19 protein-coding genes and 1 pseudogene are annotated in these 19,170 nt (G+C 42.8%); 7 read left to right on the forward strand and 13 right to left on the reverse strand.

The window, feature by feature from the left end:
• Positions 1 to 396 precede the first annotated feature (396 nt).
• Positions 397 to 1,758: a diaminobutyrate--2-oxoglutarate transaminase gene (locus DX073_RS09335; protein WP_115007739.1), complete on the forward strand. Its 1,362-nt coding sequence runs from the start codon at positions 397 to 399 to the stop codon at positions 1,756 to 1,758.
• A 93-nt stretch (positions 1,759 to 1,851) separates the two neighbouring features.
• Here the strand turns inward: DX073_RS09335 and DX073_RS09340 are convergent.
• A pseudogene (locus DX073_RS09340) lies at positions 1,852 to 2,508 on the reverse strand (IS1595 family transposase).
• A 67-nt stretch (positions 2,509 to 2,575) separates the two neighbouring features.
• On the opposite strand from DX073_RS09340, the gene gapS4a reads away from it, so the two are divergent.
• From gapS4a to DX073_RS09355, 3 genes are read left to right on the forward strand one after another with little or no spacing between them, the layout of a single operon-like run.
• Entirely contained in the window at positions 2,576 to 3,526 is a 951-nt protein-coding gene (gene gapS4a / locus DX073_RS09345; protein WP_115007741.1) for a GapS4a family protein, read from the forward strand.
• A complete protein-coding gene (gene gapS4b / locus DX073_RS09350) occupies positions 3,523 to 4,650 on the forward strand; it encodes a GapS4b family protein (protein ID WP_115007743.1) in 1,128 nt (375 codons plus the stop codon). Before gapS4a ends, gapS4b begins: the two co-directional genes overlap by 4 nt.
• A gap of 22 nt (positions 4,651 to 4,672) precedes the next feature.
• The gene (locus tag DX073_RS09355) at positions 4,673 to 6,217 is read left to right on the forward strand and encodes a pyridoxal phosphate-dependent decarboxylase family protein (protein ID WP_115007745.1); all 1,545 of its coding nucleotides are present in this window, start codon (positions 4,673 to 4,675) and stop codon (positions 6,215 to 6,217) included.
• 63 nt (positions 6,218 to 6,280) lie between these two features.
• Here the strand turns inward: DX073_RS09355 and DX073_RS09360 are convergent, their stop codons facing one another.
• On the reverse strand, positions 6,281 to 6,733 hold the full coding sequence (locus DX073_RS09360; protein WP_115007747.1) for a DUF6636 domain-containing protein: 453 nt from the start codon (positions 6,731 to 6,733) through the stop codon (positions 6,281 to 6,283).
• 107 nt (positions 6,734 to 6,840) lie between these two features.
• Between DX073_RS09360 and DX073_RS09365 the strand changes: the two genes are divergently transcribed.
• Entirely contained in the window at positions 6,841 to 7,104 is a 264-nt protein-coding gene (locus DX073_RS09365) for a helix-turn-helix domain-containing protein (protein WP_115007749.1), read from the forward strand.
• Between the two features lie 27 nt (positions 7,105 to 7,131).
• Here the strand turns inward: DX073_RS09365 and DX073_RS09370 are convergent, their stop codons facing one another.
• The 4 genes from DX073_RS09370 to DX073_RS09385 form a co-directional block, all read right to left on the reverse strand.
• Positions 7,132 to 7,866, reverse strand: a complete 735-nt coding sequence (locus DX073_RS09370) for a TetR family transcriptional regulator (RefSeq protein ID WP_181814414.1) — start codon at positions 7,864 to 7,866, stop codon at positions 7,132 to 7,134.
• Positions 7,867 to 8,064: 198 nt separating this feature from the next.
• Positions 8,065 to 9,369, reverse strand: coding sequence for a lipid-A-disaccharide synthase (locus tag DX073_RS09375; protein WP_404932940.1), 1,305 nt, complete (start codon positions 9,367 to 9,369; stop codon positions 8,065 to 8,067).
• A 70-nt stretch (positions 9,370 to 9,439) separates the two neighbouring features.
• Positions 9,440 to 9,763 (reverse strand): ferredoxin FdxA, encoded by a 324-nt coding sequence (fdxA, locus tag DX073_RS09380; RefSeq protein ID WP_079324764.1) that lies wholly within the window; start codon positions 9,761 to 9,763, stop codon positions 9,440 to 9,442.
• Between the two features lie 388 nt (positions 9,764 to 10,151).
• On the reverse strand, positions 10,152 to 10,640 hold the full coding sequence (locus tag DX073_RS09385) for a hypothetical protein (RefSeq protein ID WP_112741875.1): 489 nt from the start codon (positions 10,638 to 10,640) through the stop codon (positions 10,152 to 10,154).
• A gap of 444 nt (positions 10,641 to 11,084) precedes the next feature.
• Here DX073_RS09385 and recJ point away from each other — a divergent pair, with 444 nt between their 5' ends.
• Entirely contained in the window at positions 11,085 to 12,779 is a 1,695-nt protein-coding gene (gene recJ, locus DX073_RS09390; RefSeq protein ID WP_115008323.1) for a single-stranded-DNA-specific exonuclease RecJ, read from the forward strand.
• 37 nt (positions 12,780 to 12,816) lie between these two features.
• Here the strand turns inward: recJ and queE are convergent, their stop codons facing one another.
• From queE to lipA, 7 genes are all read right to left on the reverse strand, one after another.
• Positions 12,817 to 13,536: a 7-carboxy-7-deazaguanine synthase QueE gene (gene queE / locus DX073_RS09395; RefSeq protein WP_115007753.1), complete on the reverse strand. Its 720-nt coding sequence runs from the start codon at positions 13,534 to 13,536 to the stop codon at positions 12,817 to 12,819.
• A 111-nt stretch (positions 13,537 to 13,647) separates the two neighbouring features.
• Complete coding sequence (gene dapD / locus DX073_RS09400) at positions 13,648 to 14,466, reverse strand: 2,3,4,5-tetrahydropyridine-2,6-dicarboxylate N-succinyltransferase (RefSeq protein ID WP_115007754.1); 819 nt, start codon at positions 14,464 to 14,466, stop codon at positions 13,648 to 13,650.
• 78 nt (positions 14,467 to 14,544) lie between these two features.
• Positions 14,545 to 15,492: an alpha/beta fold hydrolase gene (locus DX073_RS09405; RefSeq protein ID WP_115007756.1), complete on the reverse strand. Its 948-nt coding sequence runs from the start codon at positions 15,490 to 15,492 to the stop codon at positions 14,545 to 14,547.
• Between the two features lie 58 nt (positions 15,493 to 15,550).
• Positions 15,551 to 16,051 carry a hypothetical protein gene (locus DX073_RS09410; RefSeq protein WP_115007758.1) on the reverse strand — a complete coding sequence of 167 codons (501 nt, stop codon included), beginning with the start codon at positions 16,049 to 16,051 and terminating at the stop codon, positions 15,551 to 15,553.
• Between the two features lie 215 nt (positions 16,052 to 16,266).
• Entirely contained in the window at positions 16,267 to 16,506 is a 240-nt protein-coding gene (locus DX073_RS09415; RefSeq protein ID WP_181814415.1) for a hypothetical protein, read from the reverse strand.
• A gap of 106 nt (positions 16,507 to 16,612) precedes the next feature.
• Positions 16,613 to 16,783, reverse strand: coding sequence for a BrnT family toxin (locus DX073_RS09425; RefSeq protein ID WP_115007764.1), 171 nt, complete (start codon positions 16,781 to 16,783; stop codon positions 16,613 to 16,615).
• The gene (gene lipA / locus DX073_RS09430) at positions 16,783 to 17,847 is read right to left on the reverse strand and encodes a lipoyl synthase (protein WP_115007766.1); all 1,065 of its coding nucleotides are present in this window, start codon (positions 17,845 to 17,847) and stop codon (positions 16,783 to 16,785) included. The genes DX073_RS09425 and lipA overlap by 1 nt, the downstream gene beginning before the upstream one ends.
• Before the next feature lie 367 nt (positions 17,848 to 18,214).
• On the opposite strand from lipA, the gene DX073_RS09435 reads away from it, so the two are divergent.
• Entirely contained in the window at positions 18,215 to 18,931 is a 717-nt protein-coding gene (locus DX073_RS09435) for an alpha-ketoglutarate-dependent dioxygenase AlkB family protein (RefSeq protein ID WP_115007768.1), read from the forward strand.
• The last annotated feature ends 239 nt before the right edge of the window (positions 18,932 to 19,170 follow it).

Consider the following 19,170-nt stretch of genomic DNA (forward strand, 5'->3'; position numbering starts at 1 on the left):
TTTGGGATAAATTTACCAAAATGGCTTTACTTTTAAAAAAAAGGGTGTACAATAAGCCGACTTTTTAAAGCGATATTTAAAAGTCATATTTTTGATGTGGGGTTTATCCTACTTGTACATTTTTTAACACAATCATTTTATCGTGTGTGGTAAAATGACCTCAAATTCAACTTAACAAAGGTTTTAAGATAGCTTAGACAAAACGAAATGATAGTAAGTTTGTTGTTTTAGATTAAAAACTCCATTCCCAATATCAAATCAAAACTTGATTGATTTTAACAAGTTTGGTTTGTCTGCCATTTTTGTGCGTTGCACAAATCTTAGAACCTATGCGATTTCGTGTAGGTTTTTTGTTGCCAATCATTGGCTTTTTTATTCATCAAGATGGTAATTGATATGAACAAAACCCCCGTAACCCTTGCTCCCAACGCAACCAACGACTACTATTTGACTCGTCAAAACCAAATGGAGTCAAATGTCCGTAGCTACCCCCGTAAACTTCCACTAGCCATTGCCAAAGCACAAGGGTGCTGGGTAACAGATGTTGAAGGCAATGAATACCTTGACTGTCTGGCAGGTGCTGGGACACTTGCCCTAGGACACAATCACCCTGCCACTATCAATGCCATTAAAGACGTGCTAGAAAGCGGTTTGCCACTGCATACCCTTGACATCACTACGCCAATCAAAGACGCATTTACCGAAAAATTGTTGTCATTTTTTCCAAAAGATTTTGTCCTACAATTCTGCGGCCCAACAGGGGCAGACGGTACAGAAGCCGCCATCAAACTTGCCAAAACCTATACAGGGCGTGATAATGTCATCGCATTCTCTGGCGGTTATCATGGCATGACGCACGGCTCACTTGCGATGACAGGCAATTTGTCTGCCAAAGAAAAAGTCGGTAATCTCATGGCAGGCGTGCAGTTTATGCCTTATCCGCACGAATACCGTTGTCCGCTAGGGCTTGGCGGTGAAGCTGGTGTGGACGCTTTGACTTATTATTTTGAAAACTTCATCGAAGATGTAGAAAGTGGTGTGGTAAAACCCGCTGCCGTTATCCTAGAAGCCATTCAAGGCGAAGGCGGTGTTGTCCCTGCTCCCAAAAAATGGCTGCAAAAAATCCGTGAAGTAACCGCCCGCCACGACATCGTGCTAATCTTAGACGAAGTGCAAGCTGGCTTTGCTCGCTCTGGCAAGATGTTTGCCTTTGAACACGCCGAGATTGTCCCTGATGTGGTGGTGATGTCTAAGGCGGTGGGCGGCGGTTTGCCACTTTGCGTATTGGCGATTAACAAAAAATTTGATGCTTGGCTACCTGCTGGGCATACAGGTACTTTCCGTGGCAATCAGCTGGCGATGGCGGCAGGCTATAATGTGTTAGAAGAGATTAGCAAAAACAATCTGACCGAAAATGCTCGTGTGCAAGGCGAATTTTTGCGTGAAAAATTAAACGAACTTGCCAAAACCTATCCTTGTATTGGCAATGTGCGTGGCAAGGGTCTGATGACTGGCATTGAGATTGTGGACGAAAGACAGCCAAAAGATAGAATCGGCTCATACCCTGCCGACAATGAACTTGCGGTGGCGATTCAAAAGGCGTGCTTTGACAACAAGCTACTTCTTGAAAGGGGCGGTCGTGGTGGTACGGTCGTTCGCCTGCTTTGCCCAATCACCATCACCCGTGAAGAGTGTGAGCTTGTCATTGAACGCTTTGGCAAAGCGGTAGAACAAGCGGTCAAAGCGGTGCGTGGTTAATTTTAATCGCCAATCAAACAGACGGCAAAATTCGCTCACGGTGGATTTTGCCGTTTAGATTATATAATTGTTTTGGGATTGTGCTAGATAAGCCTAAACTCCACACCATTTTCTCAGCACTTTAAGCTGATTTGATGGTTACCATAGTTAAATCTAAACTCACATTCTTTGATAAAAAGATGGAATTGTTTCTTGTCAATGCTGTTGTAGTATCGGCGGCACTCGTTTGGCTTGCGACCAGAAGTTTTCTTGTGCCTTGATGTGATTATGGTCTTGTGCAAATTCTTTTGAATGATTGATACGAAAGTGTTTGAAATCACTCACATCAAGGGCGTTGTAGCTTTTGTAGCTGTCAGTATAGACAATGCTATCAGGCTTGATTTTGCTTGTGATGATAGGCATTAAGGTGTCTGGTTTAGTGTCTTTAACCACAACAACAAAGACTTTACCGTTACGCTTTAAAAGACCAAAAACAGCAGTCTTACCACCTGCACTTGCGACCTTGTTTGCCCTTACGAACACCGCCAAAATAGCTTTCATCAAGCTCAATCTCGCCATCAAACAGCTCTTTGGCTTCTTGGGCAAGATGGTATTCTATCACAAGTTAAGATTTTGTGGTAAAATAAAGCTGATGAGTTATGCTGAATACCAAGCAAATCACTTGCTGTTCTAGCAGCAACTTGTGCTACAAAAAATTCAAGCGGTTTTAGCTGTGCTTTTTTTATTTAGTTTACAACGGGTTATCTTCATATTTGTAGTATATCACATTGTGTAATCTACTACAGCCCCATTATTTATGTCTAGTTGGGAGAGTATTATGGGTGAAAAATCAAAACGAATTGGTGAAATTGGTGAGGATATTGCTCAAAATTTTTTGAATTTGCTAGGGTGGACAGAGCTTAGAACGGGTATAGATATGCCTTGTTTAAAACCTCAAAAGCATGCTAACCCAGAATCTAAGTCTGGGAAGCGAAATGCACACGGTTTGGATGTGTTATTTAGTTATGCAAGTCCATCAGAAAGTGACACTTTGGAGAGTGTTATTGTTTCAGTAAAATATAGTAATGAACCCTACCCAAACAATCCTAAAGACAAATTTAAATCCTATGCTTTAGACTTGACAGGAGTGATGGAATGTTATAAAAACTCTGAATTACAACAAGAACAACGCAAACAACTGGGAAGATTTAAAAAGCATAAAACATCAGGTGTATTATTTTGGCTAAGTAACCACAATTCTGATGACAAAGATGATATTGTTAGTTTAATTAGCAATTCGGATATTGGTGATTTTGAAACCAAGTTTGAAACATTTTATGTAGTTGATACAAGACAGGCTTATTTTTTATATTCAAGTTTGACATATATAAGGAAAAATTACCCAGATTATGAAATGGATTTTTATTATCCAGAAACCACTTTAAATTACAATATTGATTTGTCTCGTGTTGGCAAAGTTTTGCCTGTGGAATTTTTAACATCATCTATTATTCTAATTCGCTTACGAAAGGACGATAATACAGATCTGGATATTTTTTGTGTGGTATCTAGAGATGATTTTAATAGAGAAAATTTATTTAGCCTGATACAGGCTAGCAAAGAATATACAAGTGAAATAAAATGTAAATATTTATTTTTGTTTCCTGACTATAATGCTGGTATATATGAATATGAGCAAGATTTTCAGCTATCGAAAGTTGGTTCATCTATTTCAGATAAAATAACTATCAAATCCTATTTATCAAATTTGGGAGATTTATCATCATGACTGAAAATTATCAACCTGATATGTCTCAAGAAATTTTATTACCTACAAGAGATTTTTTGCGTCAATTTATCGCTCAACCAGCAATTACGGCCAAAACCTTGAAAGATATTTTGCGTGATCGCGGTGTATTTTGTTCATCTAGCGATAAAGCTGATTTGGGAACTATCTTAATCAAAACTGGCCTATCCCCTTATGAGTTTCAAGAGTTAAAGGCGTTACTTAAAATAAAAGAGTCTACACCTAAATTCAAAACCAGAACCATTAAATGGGTTTCAGATAAAGACTTAATTGATTGTTTGCCTGATATAAATTATGATGGCTTGATAGATAGTCAGTTTGAAACATTAAGATTACTTGATGTAAGTAATTTCACCCTGATAAATCATAATCCGAATCATGGTTATATTGACTTTGAGTTGGAGCGGGATGATTTATTGCAAAATTTGGGTAAAAACAAAACAAAGCATAAGGGGCAAATTGAATTCAAGAGAGATTCTAAAACTGGAACACTCACAATGTCATTAACTCATACAGCAGATGAGACATCAAAGTTCTGTGATAAGGTTGTAAAAAAGTTTATTCAAACTTGGACAGAAAAAGATTTTATTCCCAAAGATGAGGAGTTACTGATTATTGGATTTGCGGATTTTGATAATAAATCTCGCATTGCCTTTTTTAAGGAATTAACAAGGAATCCAACATCTTTGTTAAGATTCAAAGATACTGAAAACATAAATTTCGGTCCAGATGAGGAAGCGGAAACCTTACCATCTGAAATTCATTGGATGGAGAACAGAGTAAATTCATCTTATATGGGTGGAAAAGATTTGCATAGCTTATTTTTTGTATCGGATGAAAAGATTTTGCCCTACATTAAATTGTATGGCGTGAAATGTAATTATGACATAAATTATGAAGATATAACTGGTACGGCAAGTATTGATTTTGAATTTTCCTCTGTCGATGTGTCAAGTAAAAGTTTAAATGAACTTGTTTTAACAATTAAGGTGTCAGCTAAACAGAATAAAAGTTCCATTTCTCGCTCCCAATTGGAAAAAGAAATTATTGCATCGATAGAAGTAAATAAATTGAAGTTCTATCAGCAATATGCCAAAAAATCATAAATTTTATATAGGAGTTTTTTTGATGGCAGACTTTCAACAACACCGCCAAGCCCTATTTTGCAATGACGACAAATCCATCGCTGACTACCAAACGGCAATGACCCAAGCGGTACAAGCCGTCTCAAACTGGCTAAAAAACGACAAAATGTACACAGGCGGTAGTATCAAACAGCTCCGCTCCGAAATTAGCTTTAATCCAAGCAAAGAAGGCTTGGGCATCCAAAAGTCGCTTGAGCGTTTGGTGGAGCTGTTTTTAAACAAAAGCCTAAAAGTCCACCACCCCCACTCGCTCGCCCATTTGCATTGCCCAACGATGGTAACTTCGCAAATCGCCGAAGTGCTGATTAACGCCACCAACCAATCAATGGACTCATGGGATCAGTCGCCTGCAGGCTCGCTCATGGAGGTTCAGCTCATTGACTGGTTACGCCAAAAGGTCGGTTATGGCAGTGGCACAGCAGGGGTATTTACTTCAGGTGGTACGCAGTCCAACCTGATGGGCGTGCTGTTGGCTCGTGATTGGGCGATTAGCAAACATTACCAAGACGACAACGGCAAAGCGTGGTCGGTACAACGTGATGGCATTCCGCCTGATGCGATGCAAAAAGTCAAAGTACTTTGCTCTGAAAATGCCCACTTCTCCGTACAAAAAAATATGGCGATGATGGGAATGGGCTTTCAATCGGTCGTTACCGTCCCTGTGGGTGACAACGCCCAGATGGACACCAAAGCCCTAGCCGACATCATGGCGGACTTACAGGCAGATGGCAAAATCGTGGCGTGCGTGGTGGCAACAGCAGGCACGACAGATGCAGGGGCGATTGACGACATCAAAACAATCCGCAAGCTGTGCGATGACTATGGTGCGTGGCTACACATTGACGCAGCGTGGGGCGGAGCGTTACTGTTATCTAACGACTACCGTGATATGCTTGATGGTGTGGAGCTGTCGGATTCTATCACGCTTGATTTTCATAAGCACTTTTTCCAAAGTATCTCGTGCGGTGCGTTCTTACTAAAAGATGAGAAAAACTACCGCTTTATGCACTATGAAGCCGAGTATCTAAACTCTGCTTATGACGAAGAGCATGGCGTGCCAAACTTGGTGTCAAAGTCTTTGCAGACCACTCGCCGATTTGATGCGTTAAAATTGTGGTTTACGGTGGAGGCGTTGGGCGAGGAGCTTTACGGCTCAATGATTGACCACGGGGTGAATTTGACAAAACAGGTGGCGGATTATATCCGTAATACGGACGGTTTGGAGCTACTGGTTGAGCCGCAATTTGCGTCCGTGTTGTTCCGTGTTGTGCCAGATGGCTATCCTGATGAGTTTATTGATAGCCTAAATCAAAACGTGGCGGATGAGCTGTTTGCCCGTGGGGAAGCCAATATTGGCGTAACTCGCGTGATTGACAGCCGTCAAAATGTACAGTCATTAAAGATGACCACATTAAGCCCAATTGCTACACTTGAAAACGTACAAGCCTTGTTATCACAGGTATTAGCAGAAGCCGAGCGTATCAAAGATGATATTAAAAATGGCACTTATACACCGCCGATTGATTGATTTTTCATTGAATTAAATGACAAAAAACCGATTAAGTGAATTAATCGGTTTTTGTTTGGAAAATTAAAACAGGGTTTGTTTGTTTCTACTTAACTGAAAACCGTGTCCTGATTTATTCACACATCTCATGCCTGTGGTTTGGCTAGTACAAGTCCAACCGTTGCCGTTGATTGACGAACCATAAGGGATAATCTTTGTAACATCTTCTGCTTCGTTCTCAGGCTCAAATTCATGATTGGTGCATTGGAGTTTGCCTTTGCCAGTCTGGTTTAAGGTAAATTCCAATCCAACGCCTTCACTGCATTTTGCAGGTTTTTTGGCAACGTTTTGAATGTAGCAAGTAAGGGCGTTGCCAGAACTGGCAATATTATCACCGCCACAGACAATATTACCACTAGGCGTGGCAAAAACCTTATTATGGGTGTTTGCGTAGTTAAATGATGACCAGCCAGCAAAAGCGGTTATTGCTGAAAATAGACCGCCACTGAGCAAAGCAATCTGCATAAGTTTTTTCATAAAAACTCCTATTAATGGAAAAGAACGTGATTAATACTACGATATTCGTAGTAAAAAATCAAGTAAAATATACGAAATTCGTAACTTTTTAATCTAGGGTAAAAGTTATGAGTTTGCAACAGATATTTACACGGCGTTTTAAGGTGGCTCGCAAGGCTAAAAATCTTACCCAAGAGCAGTTAGGTATCGCCATTGGCTTAGATGAATTTGTGGCAAGCTCACGCATTAACCGTTATGAAAAGGGTGTGCATTTGCCTGATTTGACCACATTAAACAACATTGCCACTGTCTTAGAAGTACCGCCTGCTTATTTTTTTGCTGATGATGAGTTAGCGCAGATGATTTTGGCACACAAAAAAGCTGATAATTAAGTCTAAATTATCAGCTTTTGGCTTGGCTTATTTTACATCTTCATCCAACACCGTCTCTTCGGTCGATTTCCAGTTATAAGCACCGTAGAGAATCATTTGCATTTGGCGAGTGCAATGCAATAGCATGGCTTCTTTGGCTCGTTCTAGGTCGCTATCAACAGGCTTGGCCTCTTCATCGTCTTCAAGCTCGGGGGCATAGGTCAAGTCTAACCAGTCGATAATCCATGAGAAACTTAGGTTTACCCCAATCTCGGCAAGCAAATAACGGTCGCCGGCACTGACATGTTCAAATGATGGTTGTAATGCCAGGTCTTCGCTCATGACCTTGGCAAAGGTTTTGATTTGTTCGCTGATGGCACGGCGAACCGCTTCTGAACCACCAAAACGCTCGGCGGCGATGAATTGCCAGTAGCGTGGCTGAGCGTCCACCGCTTTAAAAAATAGTTGTACGCTTTTAGCGATTTGGCGTTCAAAGGTGCGTTTTTTGCCAAACTGCATATGCTCACGCAAGGTTGATAGAGCATCACCCAACTCGTCTTCTACCAATGATTTGCCCAGCTCTTCCATGTCATCAAAATGACGATAAAAAGCGGTCGGCACCACGCCTACTTCACGGGTTACCTGACGTAGGCTGATAGAACTAAACCCTTGCCCCATCATGCATAGGTCAAGCACGGCATTATAGAAGGCTTGACGGGTTTGGCGTTTTTTCTCTTCACGGGTTAGGGCTTTGGCTTCTTTGGTTTTGTCGGTCGTGGTCATAAGACACCTTTTGGGTATTAATTGATAAATGATGGTAAAAGACAAATAAAAACGACCAAAATCCCAAATTGTGTAGATTTTGGTGAATTACTGTTTATTATGTAGAAAAATCTCAAAAATTGCAAGGCTTTTGGTGTGAATGGATATTTAAATGAATATCAATCAAATCTACCAAACAATTTTTGATGCTAGCATACATTATAACACATTTTTTTGATTAAAAAAGTGCATAAGTACACTAACGGCAACATCATGGTGACTGTCGGTACGAAGCCTAGTGGTAGTGCGAGTAAGTTTGGCGATTTGTTCGCTAGGATTTGCCAGTGCATCCAAAGCATGACGGGCGATGTTGTCGGCATTTGCGTCATCTTGGATAAGCTCTGGCACGACTGCTTGTCCTGTTTGATTATAGGCTAGGATGTTGGGCAAGGAGACATAAGGGATTTTGACCAGTCGCTTGGCGATGGTGTAGGTTAGGACATTGACTTTATATACCACGACCATCGGGCGGTGCAGTAGCAGAGCTTCTAGGGTTGCCGTGCCTGATGCTAAGATGGTCAGCTCACAGGCGTTCATCACATTTTGAGACAGTGAGAGCGTGGTCGGCAGTCGCCCTGCTTGGTCATCTTTGGCGTGATGAATGTTATCGGCGACATTTTTGGCGGTTTGAGTGAAGATGATGTGGCATTTGTCCAATAAATGTCCTGCTTGCTCTTTGATGAGCGATTTGACCAGATGGGCGTGTTCATGACTCACCACAGGCAGGATAAAGGCGTGGTCGCCTGCCTTGTCCAGCTTATCCATTGCCTCAATCAGCAAGGGCAAAATGGCGTTAATCTCACTGGTGCGAGAACCTGCCATCACGCAGATAGGGCGAGCAGGGCTATGTTGCAGGCGAGCAAGCTCAGGAAATAGCGGGCTATAATCGCCCAAAAACTCATCGTAAATCTCACGCCCTGACCGCTCATCAGCCTGTATCTTGTCAAGCAAGGGATGTCCCACGCACACCGCAGGGTGTTCATGTTTCTCATAAACTGCCGTTTCAAAAGGGAATAAACACAGCACCAAATCGGTGGCAGATTTGATGCCAAAAATCCGCCCTTCACGCCACGCCCACACACTCGGGCTGACGTATTGCACACAAAAAATGGGCTTGATGACTGATTTTTGTTTGAGACTTTTGGCAAGGCGTAAATTAAAATCAGGAGCGTCAATGCCCACAAAAATATCAATGCCAATGGATAAAAACTCATCTAAAATCTCTTTTTTGGCAAGCAATAAATCCGGCAAATGCTTGACGACTTCACCGATGCCCATGACCGATAGGCGAGTCATGTCGATGAGCGAGTCAAGTCCCACCTTGGTCATCAGCTCACCGCCCACGCCCACCCAGCGAATGCTTGGATAAATGGCGTTCATCTTTGCCATAAAATCCGCCCCCAATGCATCGCCCGATACTTCCCCTGCGACAATGCCAATGGTCAAGGGCTTGTCGGTGGGCAAGGTGGACAAATCAAAGGGGGGTATGGCGTGTGTCATGATGTCTCGTGGGTTTGTGAGTGATTTTAAAAAATTAGCGTTCTAGATACTGGATTTTGCCTGCCACGCCGTCCCATTTTTCATGGTCGGGCAGGGCGTCTTTTTTCTCGGTGATGTTCGCCCATTCGGCAGAGAGCTCTTCATTGATTTTGATAAATTCTTCTTGACCTGCTGGCACTTCATCTTCGGAGAAAATGGCGTTGGCAGGGCATTCAGGTTCGCACAAAGCACAGTCAATGCACTCATCAGGATTGATGACCAAAAAGTTTGGACCTTCATAAAAACAGTCTACAGGGCAAACCTCAACGCAGTCGGTGTATTTGCAAAGAATGCAGTTATCGGTTACTACAAATGTCATGGCGGTACCTTATTATTGGGATTGTAGATGTTGGATTGGCTTGACAAAATGACAAAATTTGTCTTGATTTTGAATAAGGCATGAAAAATCACGCCCAAAAAACAGGGTATATTTTATCCTTTTTAACAAATTTTCTCAAACCAAAGCTGATGATTTATTATGCCAAAATAGAAAATCTTTGTTAAAAAACGGCAAAAAGTTGTAAACAGTAAAAGTGATTATTATTACAATGAGCAAAATAGGCGGTGTTGATAAAATAAAAATGGGAATGATTGATGATTGTTAAGTTTTATTATAAATCTTCATCATAAAAAAGCAAGGCAACAACCTTGCTTTTGCTTTTAGTTTTTAAATTGCTTTTGCTTTTAGTTTTTAAATTAAACCTAGGTTAAACCGCTTTGCCTTGTTGGGCGGATTTTGCCACACGGTAGCATTCTTCGATGTGGTCAAAGGTGATTTTTTTAAAAATCATATAACCAATTGTCCCTGCGACAATCTGACCGCCTAGGGGTACATATTTGGCGACTTGTTTGCCGATGATACGCCCACCAAAACCTTGTACGGTTTTATTGACGATACCACGTGTGGCGACCAGTCCGCCCACGGCAAGCACTTTGTCTTTGATGTTTTTCTCACGAGCTTCGGCAGTGTCTTTGTCTTCTAGACCAAAACGCTCAGTGATTTGGGGGAGTAGCTTAGTGAGCATACCAACATCCACCGCCACGTCCAAAAATGGCACAGGGACGATGGCGACACCTGCTGAGATTTTGGCACGAGATTTGGCAAGCTCTTGACATTCACGGCGGATTTGTTCTAGGTTAAGTCCGTTTACGTTTTTGGCGATTAGGGTGCTTTTACCAAGGTCGCTAAGGTTCATGAATTGCTCCAAATTGATTTGTAAAATGTAAAGTATGGATAAATCATACCACAGTATGCAGATGGCATTGTAATAAAGTTGCTAACAAAATGTATCATCGTGTAAATTTTGGGCAATGATTTGGGGTAAGTTAGGGCAAGTTTTTTGGTAAAACTGTGCTAAAATAACCACAAAGATAAATGCAAAAGAAAAAGAGAGTAAGTAATGAGTACACAAAATTACCAAGACGATGACAGTCCTTTTGATAACCACCCATCGCCAAACCTACCCAAACCCGCCCAAGTGACAAGCACGCAAAAATTTGCCAATGCCAATTTGTCACACCTGACCAACACGAGTGTGCAGGACTTTGAGCGTGCCTTTGATAAAGTCGGGCGGTTTACCCCTAAGCACCTGACACTTGCTCCACGTCATCAAGGCGATGTGCCTGATGAGCTAACGGCGATGTTTGGTGAGACACTCGGGCGACTACTGGTGTCACGGCAGATAGGCAGTATTGATGAGATGGACATGTCTGTGGCAAAGCTTCTGCCTGCGAGTGATTTATTGGGGCTGGATGTGGGGGCGGACATCATCAGTCGTGCCATTGATGAGAACAAACGCATACTTATCGTGGGCGATTTTGACTGTGATGGAGCGACATCGACCACGCTCATGGTGCGATGTTTGCGTGAGATGGGGGCGGATGTGCAGTTTTTGGTGCCTGACCGCTTTAAATTTGGTTATGGGCTGACCCCCCAAATCGTGGAGCATGGGGCAGAAGAATTTGACCCCAAACTCATCATCACGGTGGATAATGGGATATCGAGCCATGATGGCGTTGCCAAAGCGGACGAGCTGGGCATTGATGTCGTCATTACCGACCATCATTTGACGACCAGTAGCTCGCCCAAGGCAAGTGCGGTCATCAACCCCAACCAAGTCGGCTGTGAGTTCGGTAGTAAGTGGCTCGTGGGTGTGGGCGTGGCGTTCTATGTCATGGGACGTGTCGCCAAAATCCGTCGTGAGATGGGTAAATCGACCACGCAAGTCGCCAAATATCTTGACCTTGTGGCATTAGGGACGATTGCGGATGTCGGTCATCTTGACCAAAATAACCGCATTTTGGTAACGCATGGGCTTAACGCCATTCGAGAGGGGCGGTGCTGTGTGGGGATTTTGGCACTCTTGGAGCAGGCGGGGCGGGACGTGCGTAAGATTACGGCAGATGATTTTGGCTTTGCCATTGCCCCACGCATTAACGCCGCAGGGCGTATGGATAATATGCGAACAGGGGTGGAGTGCCTGCTGACCGACGATTTTGGCGAAGCACACCGTTTGGCGATAGAGCTGAACCGTCTTAATCACTCACGCCGTGCCATAGAAATACAAATGCGTGATGAAGCCAGCAGTATCATTGATGAGCTACATTTATCTGATGAATCCGATGATAAGCCCAAATGTGTTGCCAAAGCCATTTGTCTGTATCAAGACAACTGGCACCAAGGTGTGATTGGTATCGTGGCAGGGCGTATCAAAGAGCAGTTGTATCGTCCAACCATTGTTTTTGCTCCTGCCGATGCTGACAAAGTGGGCGATGATGACCTAATCAAAGGCTCGGGGCGGTCTATTGCAGGTGTACATATCCGTGATGCCATTGAGACGGTGGCGATGGCAAATCCTGAGCTGATTTTGCATTTTGGTGGTCATGCGATGGCGGCAGGCTTGACCATTCATAAGCGAGATTTTGAGCGGTTTAAGACAGAATTTTTAAAAGTGGTGGATGGCTTTGATGATGAGCTGTTTAGTGAATTAAAGTACACCGATGGCGTGCTGACCCCGCCTGATTTTAGCTTAGCCTTTGTCCATGCCCTAAAAAATGTCAGCGTGTGGGGCAACGGCTTTTTGCCCCCTGCCTTTGATGGGGTCTTTGAAGTGGTTAATTTTCGCATTTTAAAGGATAAGCATTTAAAGCTGACGTTGCGAGCCGATGGCGTGCAGTACCCGATAGATGCCATTTGGTTTAATTATGACGTGGACGAATGGGATTATCGGGCAAGTGCGGTGCATATTTTGTTTACCCTAGACATTAACGAGTGGCAGGGTAATCAGAGTTTGCAGCTGATTATCAAGGATTTGGCGGTGTGTGCGATTGATTAGATAACATAAAAGCCGATATTGATTATCGGCTTTTGTTTTATTTGCCCTTAGCGTCCGCCCAAATGATTTTGTGTAGTTGCAATTGAAAACGCACAGGCAATCCGTCCGCCAATATCCACTCGGCAAGCTCTACCGCCAAATTTGGCACGTCCGATTTACGCTCGTCTATGTTAAACATGGGCGAAAACCACACCACACCGCATTTTTTGTCAAGCTCGTATTTTTGCAAAACGTCTTTTGCCCAATCATAATCGGCACGGTCAGCGATGACGATTTTGATTTGGTCATGGGGAGTTAGATAATCTAAATTTTCCCACAGATTTTTGCCATCTTCGCCCGAACTTGGCGTTTTTAAATCCATTACCTTTGACACTTCCACAGGCACATCTTTGACCGACAACGCCCCTGCCGTTTCTAGTGAAATCTCATAGCCGTTATCAAGGAGCAATTTCATCAAGGCAATGGCGTTGGGCTGGGCAAGTGGTTCGCCCCCTGTTAGGCAAATGCGTTTGCAAGGATACTGTTTGATATGTTCCAAAATCGCATCAAGTCCCCAACGCTCGCCCCCCGTAAAGGAATAAGTCGTATCGCAATAGACACAGCGGAGCGGACAACCTGTCAGACGAATAAAAATGGTCGGCAAACCCATTGCCAAGGCCTCGCCCTGCAAGGAATAAAAAATCTCCGTTAAACGCAAGCCTGCGGACGGGTCAGTGGTGGGGATAAAAGTGTTGCGTAAGGCGGTGGGGTGTGGCATGGCATTAAAATTGGTAAAAACTTGTTATTATAAGGGATTTTTTTTGTTTTTGCCACGATTTGCCATAAAAAACCGCCCCAAAGGACGGCTTTTATTTTTAAATTTTAAAAATCACTCGGTACGCAACAAATCATTCAAACTGGTCTTGGCACGAGTTTGGGCGTCTACCTTTTTGACGATGATGGCGGCGTATAGGCTGTATTCTCCGCATGGGCTTGGCAAGTTACCTGGTACGACAACCGAACCTGCTGGCACACGTCCGTAGTGGATTTCACCTGTTTCACGGTCGTAGATTTTGGTGGATTGACCGATATACACGCCCATAGAGATGACTGAGCCTTCTTCAACAATCACGCCTTCCACGATTTCAGAACGAGCACCGATAAAGCAGTTGTCTTCAATGATGGTCGGGTTGGCTTGGAGCGGTTCAAGCACGCCACCGATACCGACACCGCCCGACAAATGCACATTTTTGCCGATTTGGGCACAGCTACCCACAGTCGCCCAAGTGTCCACCATCGCGCCTTCGTCCACAAACGCCCCGATATTGACATAGCTTGGCATTAAAATCACATTTTTACCGATAAACGAGCCTTTGCGAGCGACTGCAGGGGGAACGACACGCACGCCTGCGTTTTTAAAATCTTCTTCTGACCAATCGGTAAATTTGGTGTCCACTTTGTCAAAAAAGCGTAAATCGCACGACTCAATCGGCTTGTTATCATTGATTTTAAAGGATAAAAGTACCGCTTTTTTGACCCATTGATTGACCACCCACTCACCATCAATCTTTTCGGCAACTCTTAGCTCGCCCTTGTCTAGCTTGGCAAGCACTTCATTAACCGCAGAGCGAATCTCGGCAGGGCAGTCAGACGCACCAAAATTGGCACGGTTTTCAAAGGCTTGTTCGATGATTTGTTCAATGTTCATAAAATTTCCTATCATAAAATTGAAATTAAAGGGGTCTGGCTATTTTAACACAGATTTAACACAAAATTTCCAATGGTTTTAATCAATTTTGCCAATATGATGATTTAACCAGCCCAAAATGTCTTGATGGACTTTGTCTTTGTCCATTTCGTGCAAAATTTCGTGTCGCATATTGGGATAAAGTTGGGCGGTAACGCTCTTGCCGTGTTTGATGAGTTCGTCTTGCAAATCGGCGATGTCTTGCCCCATGCGTCCGACTGGGTCGTCCTTGCCACTGACAAGTAAAATGCCAAAATCTTTGGGCGTGTGGGCGTACCATGCAGGATTGATCGCTTTTTTGATAAGACCTTGCAAGGCGACAAAGCCATTATTACTAAATGCAAAACCGCACAAAGGGTCGGCTTCAAAGGCTTTGATACTGTCGATGTTTTCGGTGAGCCATGCAAAAGGCGATGCTGAGATGGGCGAGCGGATTTGGGAGAGTAGGTAATGATTTAGGAGCGTGGCAAAGCGGGTGTTGGGGCGTTTTGGGTTGATATAATTCATCGCTCCAAGGGCGGTCAGGGCAAAGTGGTTGATGACCCCAAAACTGTTGCCCGTCCCCATCAAAATCGCCCCATCAAAGCTCATGGCGTGGTGGGTCAGCACCGTCCGCACGACAAACGACCCCATAGAATGCCCCATGATATAGTGGGGGGTGGGTGGGTCGGTCAGCGTGCGTGCCTTGTCTTTTAATTTGTCCGCCATGATAACCACGTCTTTGCACAGGGCTTGGATGGGGTGTTTTTCGTCAATAAAACCAAGCTCGTATTTGTCCTTGACCGTCTGTCCGTGTCCAAGCTGGTCATAAGTCGCCACCAAAATGCCGTGATTGGTAAGAAACTGGGCAAAATCAGCATATCGTCCACTGTGTTCGCTCATACCGTGAACAATGAGCAGGGTGGCTTTAATCTTGCCTTTGGGGGTAAAAAAGGTGTGGTGTAGGCGATGAATGCCGTTTGATGAGAGAATGGTTTTGGAGGTCATAATGGCATACAAGTGTTATTTTTTGCTATTATACAGAATTTTATCAAAGAATGTCCATTTAATTTTTATAAGTATATATATTGTAATTGCCTAGTAAATAAAAACTTTTGCATTCACTTAAATTTACCGTTTCATCTAAAATTACTTTACCCATAACATCTTTGATAACAAGTTTGGTTTGAACTTTATCGTGATACAACACATCAACAAAAGCCTGTCTTTTGGCACGTGATTGATATTTTAATTCGGCTCTGCTAATGATTGACCAACAACTCATATGATCTTCAAAATCTATAGAAACTGCCGGTAAAACTTCCGCATTATATTCTTTAAAGTTTCCCTGTATGGTAATTTGATATCGCGGATAAGATAATTTGCCTGTTATAATAGGGTTTGGTATGACATTTGCTATATTTGTGATGTCGGGTTTTAAAAAATCGGTGGTTTTGAATTCTTGGCGAATGTCATCTTGTAGAATTTGGTTTTTTATTTTTTGAAATTTTCCATAACCAAAATAACCTGCTATTACTACAAAAAATGAGATAGTAAAATATTTCATTTTAAAAAATCCTTAAAAAACGATAAACAACTTATATAAATATCAATGGGCGTAAATATGTCCCCAAAATTTACGCCCATTATCTCATAAATTTAAATTGGTTGTTTAAAAACACCCAACCTTCTCGCCTTTTTCCGCCTTAGCCAATTTCTTTTGTGCCAATGCGTAAGCTAAATTGCCTAATTTGACATAAATGAATTTAAAATAAAGCAGTATTAAACACTTGCCAATTTTAATGCCATTGCGTGCCGTATTATTTCATTGATATGGCGTTTGGTTGTACTGTCTTGATTGGTTATCCAAATGGACAAATCTTCATCAAGCCAAGCAGTTTCTTGCTGTTTGGCGAGTTTGGCATTGGCTTGCATTTTTTCAAAAATAGGGTGCTTGATACTTGGTCTATTCAAGTCCACACCTTCAAAATAATCAGTATCCACGATTATACCGTTCTTCATATGATTTCTCCGCTTTAACTGCTGTAATTAGCCGAATGTTTTCGCCCCTAAAAGTCCACACCACGACCAAAAGCCGAGCCTGATTACTCATACCGATTGTCAAAAATCATTCTTCATAATACTCAAATCGTGCATCATCTATGGTAACATAATTTGGATCAAGAAAAATACTGGCACATTCTTCAAAGGCAATGGTGCGAGCATTCACCACTTTGGCGTATTTTTCATCGTCCCATTCAAATGTTATACCCATATACTCAAAAACTGTGGTTGGCATTAAAAACACCCAACCTTCTCGCCCTTCTCCGCCTTCGCCAATTTTTCTTCCGCCAACGCCTTAGCTGAACGCACAGGCGGTGGGCAGTCTTCGCCATAATACTGGCGGTCGGCAAAGTAGCTTGAACGCACCATAGGGTTCGCCCAGATGTTAAAAAAGCCCAATTTTTTGCCGTATTCGGTATAACGGGCGAACTCATCAGGGTGGACGTATCTGTCCACAGGGGCGTGGTTTTTACTTGGGGCTAGGTATTGCCCGATGGTGATGATGTCCACGTCATGAGCTTTTAGGTCGTCAAGCAGGGCATAGACTTCTTCTTCGCTCTCGCCAAGCCCCACCATAAATCCGCATTTGGTGGCAACATCGGGACGGCGTGCCTTGTATTCTTTTAGTAGGTTTAGTGAGTGCTGATAGTCCGAGCCGGGGCGAAATGCTTTGTATAGGCGTGGCACGGTTTCAATATTGTGGTTAAAGACATCGGGGGCGGTCTCGGTCAAAATGTCCAACGCCACTTGCTCTCGTCCACGAAAATCAGGCACCAAGATTTCAATCAAGCAGTTGGGGCTTAGGGCTTTGGATTCTTGGATAACTTCCGCAAAATGCCCTGCACCGCCGTCTTTTAGGTCGTCTCTGTCTACGCTTGTAATGACGGCATATTTTAGCCCAAGCCCAAGTATCGTCTCAGCGGTGTGGCGTGGCTCGTCCACATCTAGGGGGTTGGGTCTGCCGTGTGCCACTTCACAAAACGGACAACGGCGTGTACAAATGTCGCCCATAATCATAAAGGTTGCCGTGCCATCGCCAAAGCATTGCGGTAGGTTGGGGCAAGCGGCTTCTTCGCAAACGGTGTAGAGCTTTTGTTTACGCAGTGTGCCTTTGATACGCTCCACTTCGGCAGGGCTGGATAATTTGACACGAATCCAGTCGGGCTTTTTGGGGGCTTCTACGGTGGGAATGACCTTAATGGGAATGCGAGCGACTTTATCATAGCCACGCAGTTTTTCGCCTTGGACGGCTTTTTTGGGGGCGGGCTTGGGGCTTGGGGTATAAGTTTGGACGGTCATGGCTTGCCTATTTTTATAAAAATATGAAAATAAATTGGGATATTTTACCTTATTTCAAGGTAAAAAGCGATGACAAAAATCAAGGCGTGTGGGTGCGATTGTCGCCATAAACCCTTGTCGTTGATAGGGTTTTGCCATTTTTAAAGATGGTTTGGGCGTGGCAGGGGCGTCGATTGGCAATGATGGATTGATTTGTTAAAATGGGTGTAAAAGTTTGGGTGGGTTAAAGTTGTTTTAAAAATAATCATTTGTCAAATTATGGTTGTTTTAAAATTATGGCTATTTTAAAATACTTGCAAATTGTAAATCATATTATAAAATTTTAACACATCCTAATCATTTAAAAGTAAAATAAAAAAGTAAGTTCATGGATTTATTTAATGATATTTTCGACAATCAATCGCCAAATCAATTACCCATAGACCAATTAATAAAAAACAGTCAATTTATGAATACCGACTTTACCGCTTATCTGCACGATGACGGCAAAGGCGTGGTTATTGTGGTGCCATTTGGTAGATTGTATTATTCACCATGTTATTTTGATAAAAAATTCTGTGATGGCTATTTGGCTTATTTATTGGCGGATGGCATTATCAACTGGCAACAAGACACCGTTTATATGTATGGTAAAACGCACCCAACTCCCCGCCTGTCGGCATGGTATGGCGATAAGGATTGCCCTTATGCGTATTCGGGTATTAGCCTTATGCCAAATACTTGGACGGATGAGCTACTTGCCATCAATCAGGCGTTATTTGATGTTTGTAAAAGGCGATTTAATAGCGTGCTGTTAAATCATTATCGCACGGGCGATGATTATATTAGCTGGCATGCCGATGATGAATCAGAGCTTGGGGCAAATCCTTTGATAGCGTCGGTAAGTTTTGGGCAGACCAGACGATTTTTATTAAGGCTTAAAGACAATCATGCGGTAAAACTAGAATTGCCTTTATATCATGGCAGTCTGCTTGTCATGGCAGGGCAGATTCAACACCAATGGCAACACAGCATACCCAAGCAAAAGCGAGTGCAGGGCAGTCGGGTGAATCTGACGTTTAGAAACATCAAAATACGCCAATAGCCCAATACTCCACGTGTCGCCTAAACCCAAATCACACCCAATGCCAAACCCTGACAAATGGGTGGTATTTTTTAAAAAAATGTTGGCTATGGCAAATATTTTTTTGAAAATATGTCATTTTTCGGTTATCATACAAAGAGTAAATTTGGGCAAGATTGCCTTTAAAATCAACGTCTAGGCACTTGATAATTATTGTAATAATGAAAATCATTGTCAAGCACTTATGACCTACTATCATG

This window comes from Moraxella lacunata, from assembly GCF_900453205.1.
GTDB classification, from domain to species: Bacteria; Pseudomonadota; Gammaproteobacteria; order Pseudomonadales; family Moraxellaceae; genus Moraxella; species Moraxella lacunata_B.

What these genes read in the sequence shown, in the direction of transcription:
- DX073_RS09370 (WP_181814414.1), bottom strand. Translation starts at nt 7,866, where the DNA reads ATGACCACGACCGACAAAACCAAAGAAGCCAAAGCCCTAACCCGTGAA.
- DX073_RS09385 (WP_112741875.1), bottom strand. Translation starts at nt 10,640, where the DNA reads ATGAACCTTAGCGACCTTGGTAAAAGCACCCTAATCGCCAAAAACGTA.
- DX073_RS09335 (WP_115007739.1), top strand. Translation starts at nt 397, where the DNA reads ATGAACAAAACCCCCGTAACCCTTGCTCCCAACGCAACCAACGACTAC.
- recJ (WP_115008323.1), top strand. Translation starts at nt 11,085, where the DNA reads ATGTTTGGTGAGACACTCGGGCGACTACTGGTGTCACGGCAGATAGGC.
- DX073_RS09360 (WP_115007747.1), bottom strand. Translation starts at nt 6,733, where the DNA reads ATGAAAAAACTTATGCAGATTGCTTTGCTCAGTGGCGGTCTATTTTCA.
- fdxA (WP_079324764.1), bottom strand. Translation starts at nt 9,763, where the DNA reads ATGACATTTGTAGTAACCGATAACTGCATTCTTTGCAAATACACCGAC.
- DX073_RS09365 (WP_115007749.1), top strand. Translation starts at nt 6,841, where the DNA reads ATGAGTTTGCAACAGATATTTACACGGCGTTTTAAGGTGGCTCGCAAG.
- gapS4a (WP_115007741.1), top strand. Translation starts at nt 2,576, where the DNA reads ATGGGTGAAAAATCAAAACGAATTGGTGAAATTGGTGAGGATATTGCT.
- DX073_RS09410 (WP_115007758.1), bottom strand. Translation starts at nt 16,051, where the DNA reads ATGAAATATTTTACTATCTCATTTTTTGTAGTAATAGCAGGTTATTTT.
- dapD (WP_115007754.1), bottom strand. Translation starts at nt 14,466, where the DNA reads ATGAACATTGAACAAATCATCGAACAAGCCTTTGAAAACCGTGCCAAT.
- DX073_RS09405 (WP_115007756.1), bottom strand. Translation starts at nt 15,492, where the DNA reads ATGACCTCCAAAACCATTCTCTCATCAAACGGCATTCATCGCCTACAC.
- DX073_RS09425 (WP_115007764.1), bottom strand. Translation starts at nt 16,783, where the DNA reads ATGCCAACCACAGTTTTTGAGTATATGGGTATAACATTTGAATGGGAC.
- DX073_RS09355 (WP_115007745.1), top strand. Translation starts at nt 4,673, where the DNA reads ATGGCAGACTTTCAACAACACCGCCAAGCCCTATTTTGCAATGACGAC.
- gapS4b (WP_115007743.1), top strand. Translation starts at nt 3,523, where the DNA reads ATGACTGAAAATTATCAACCTGATATGTCTCAAGAAATTTTATTACCT.
- lipA (WP_115007766.1), bottom strand. Translation starts at nt 17,847, where the DNA reads ATGACCGTCCAAACTTATACCCCAAGCCCCAAGCCCGCCCCCAAAAAA.
- queE (WP_115007753.1), bottom strand. Translation starts at nt 13,536, where the DNA reads ATGCCACACCCCACCGCCTTACGCAACACTTTTATCCCCACCACTGAC.
- DX073_RS09435 (WP_115007768.1), top strand. Translation starts at nt 18,215, where the DNA reads ATGGATTTATTTAATGATATTTTCGACAATCAATCGCCAAATCAATTA.
- DX073_RS09415 (WP_181814415.1), bottom strand. Translation starts at nt 16,506, where the DNA reads ATGAAGAACGGTATAATCGTGGATACTGATTATTTTGAAGGTGTGGAC.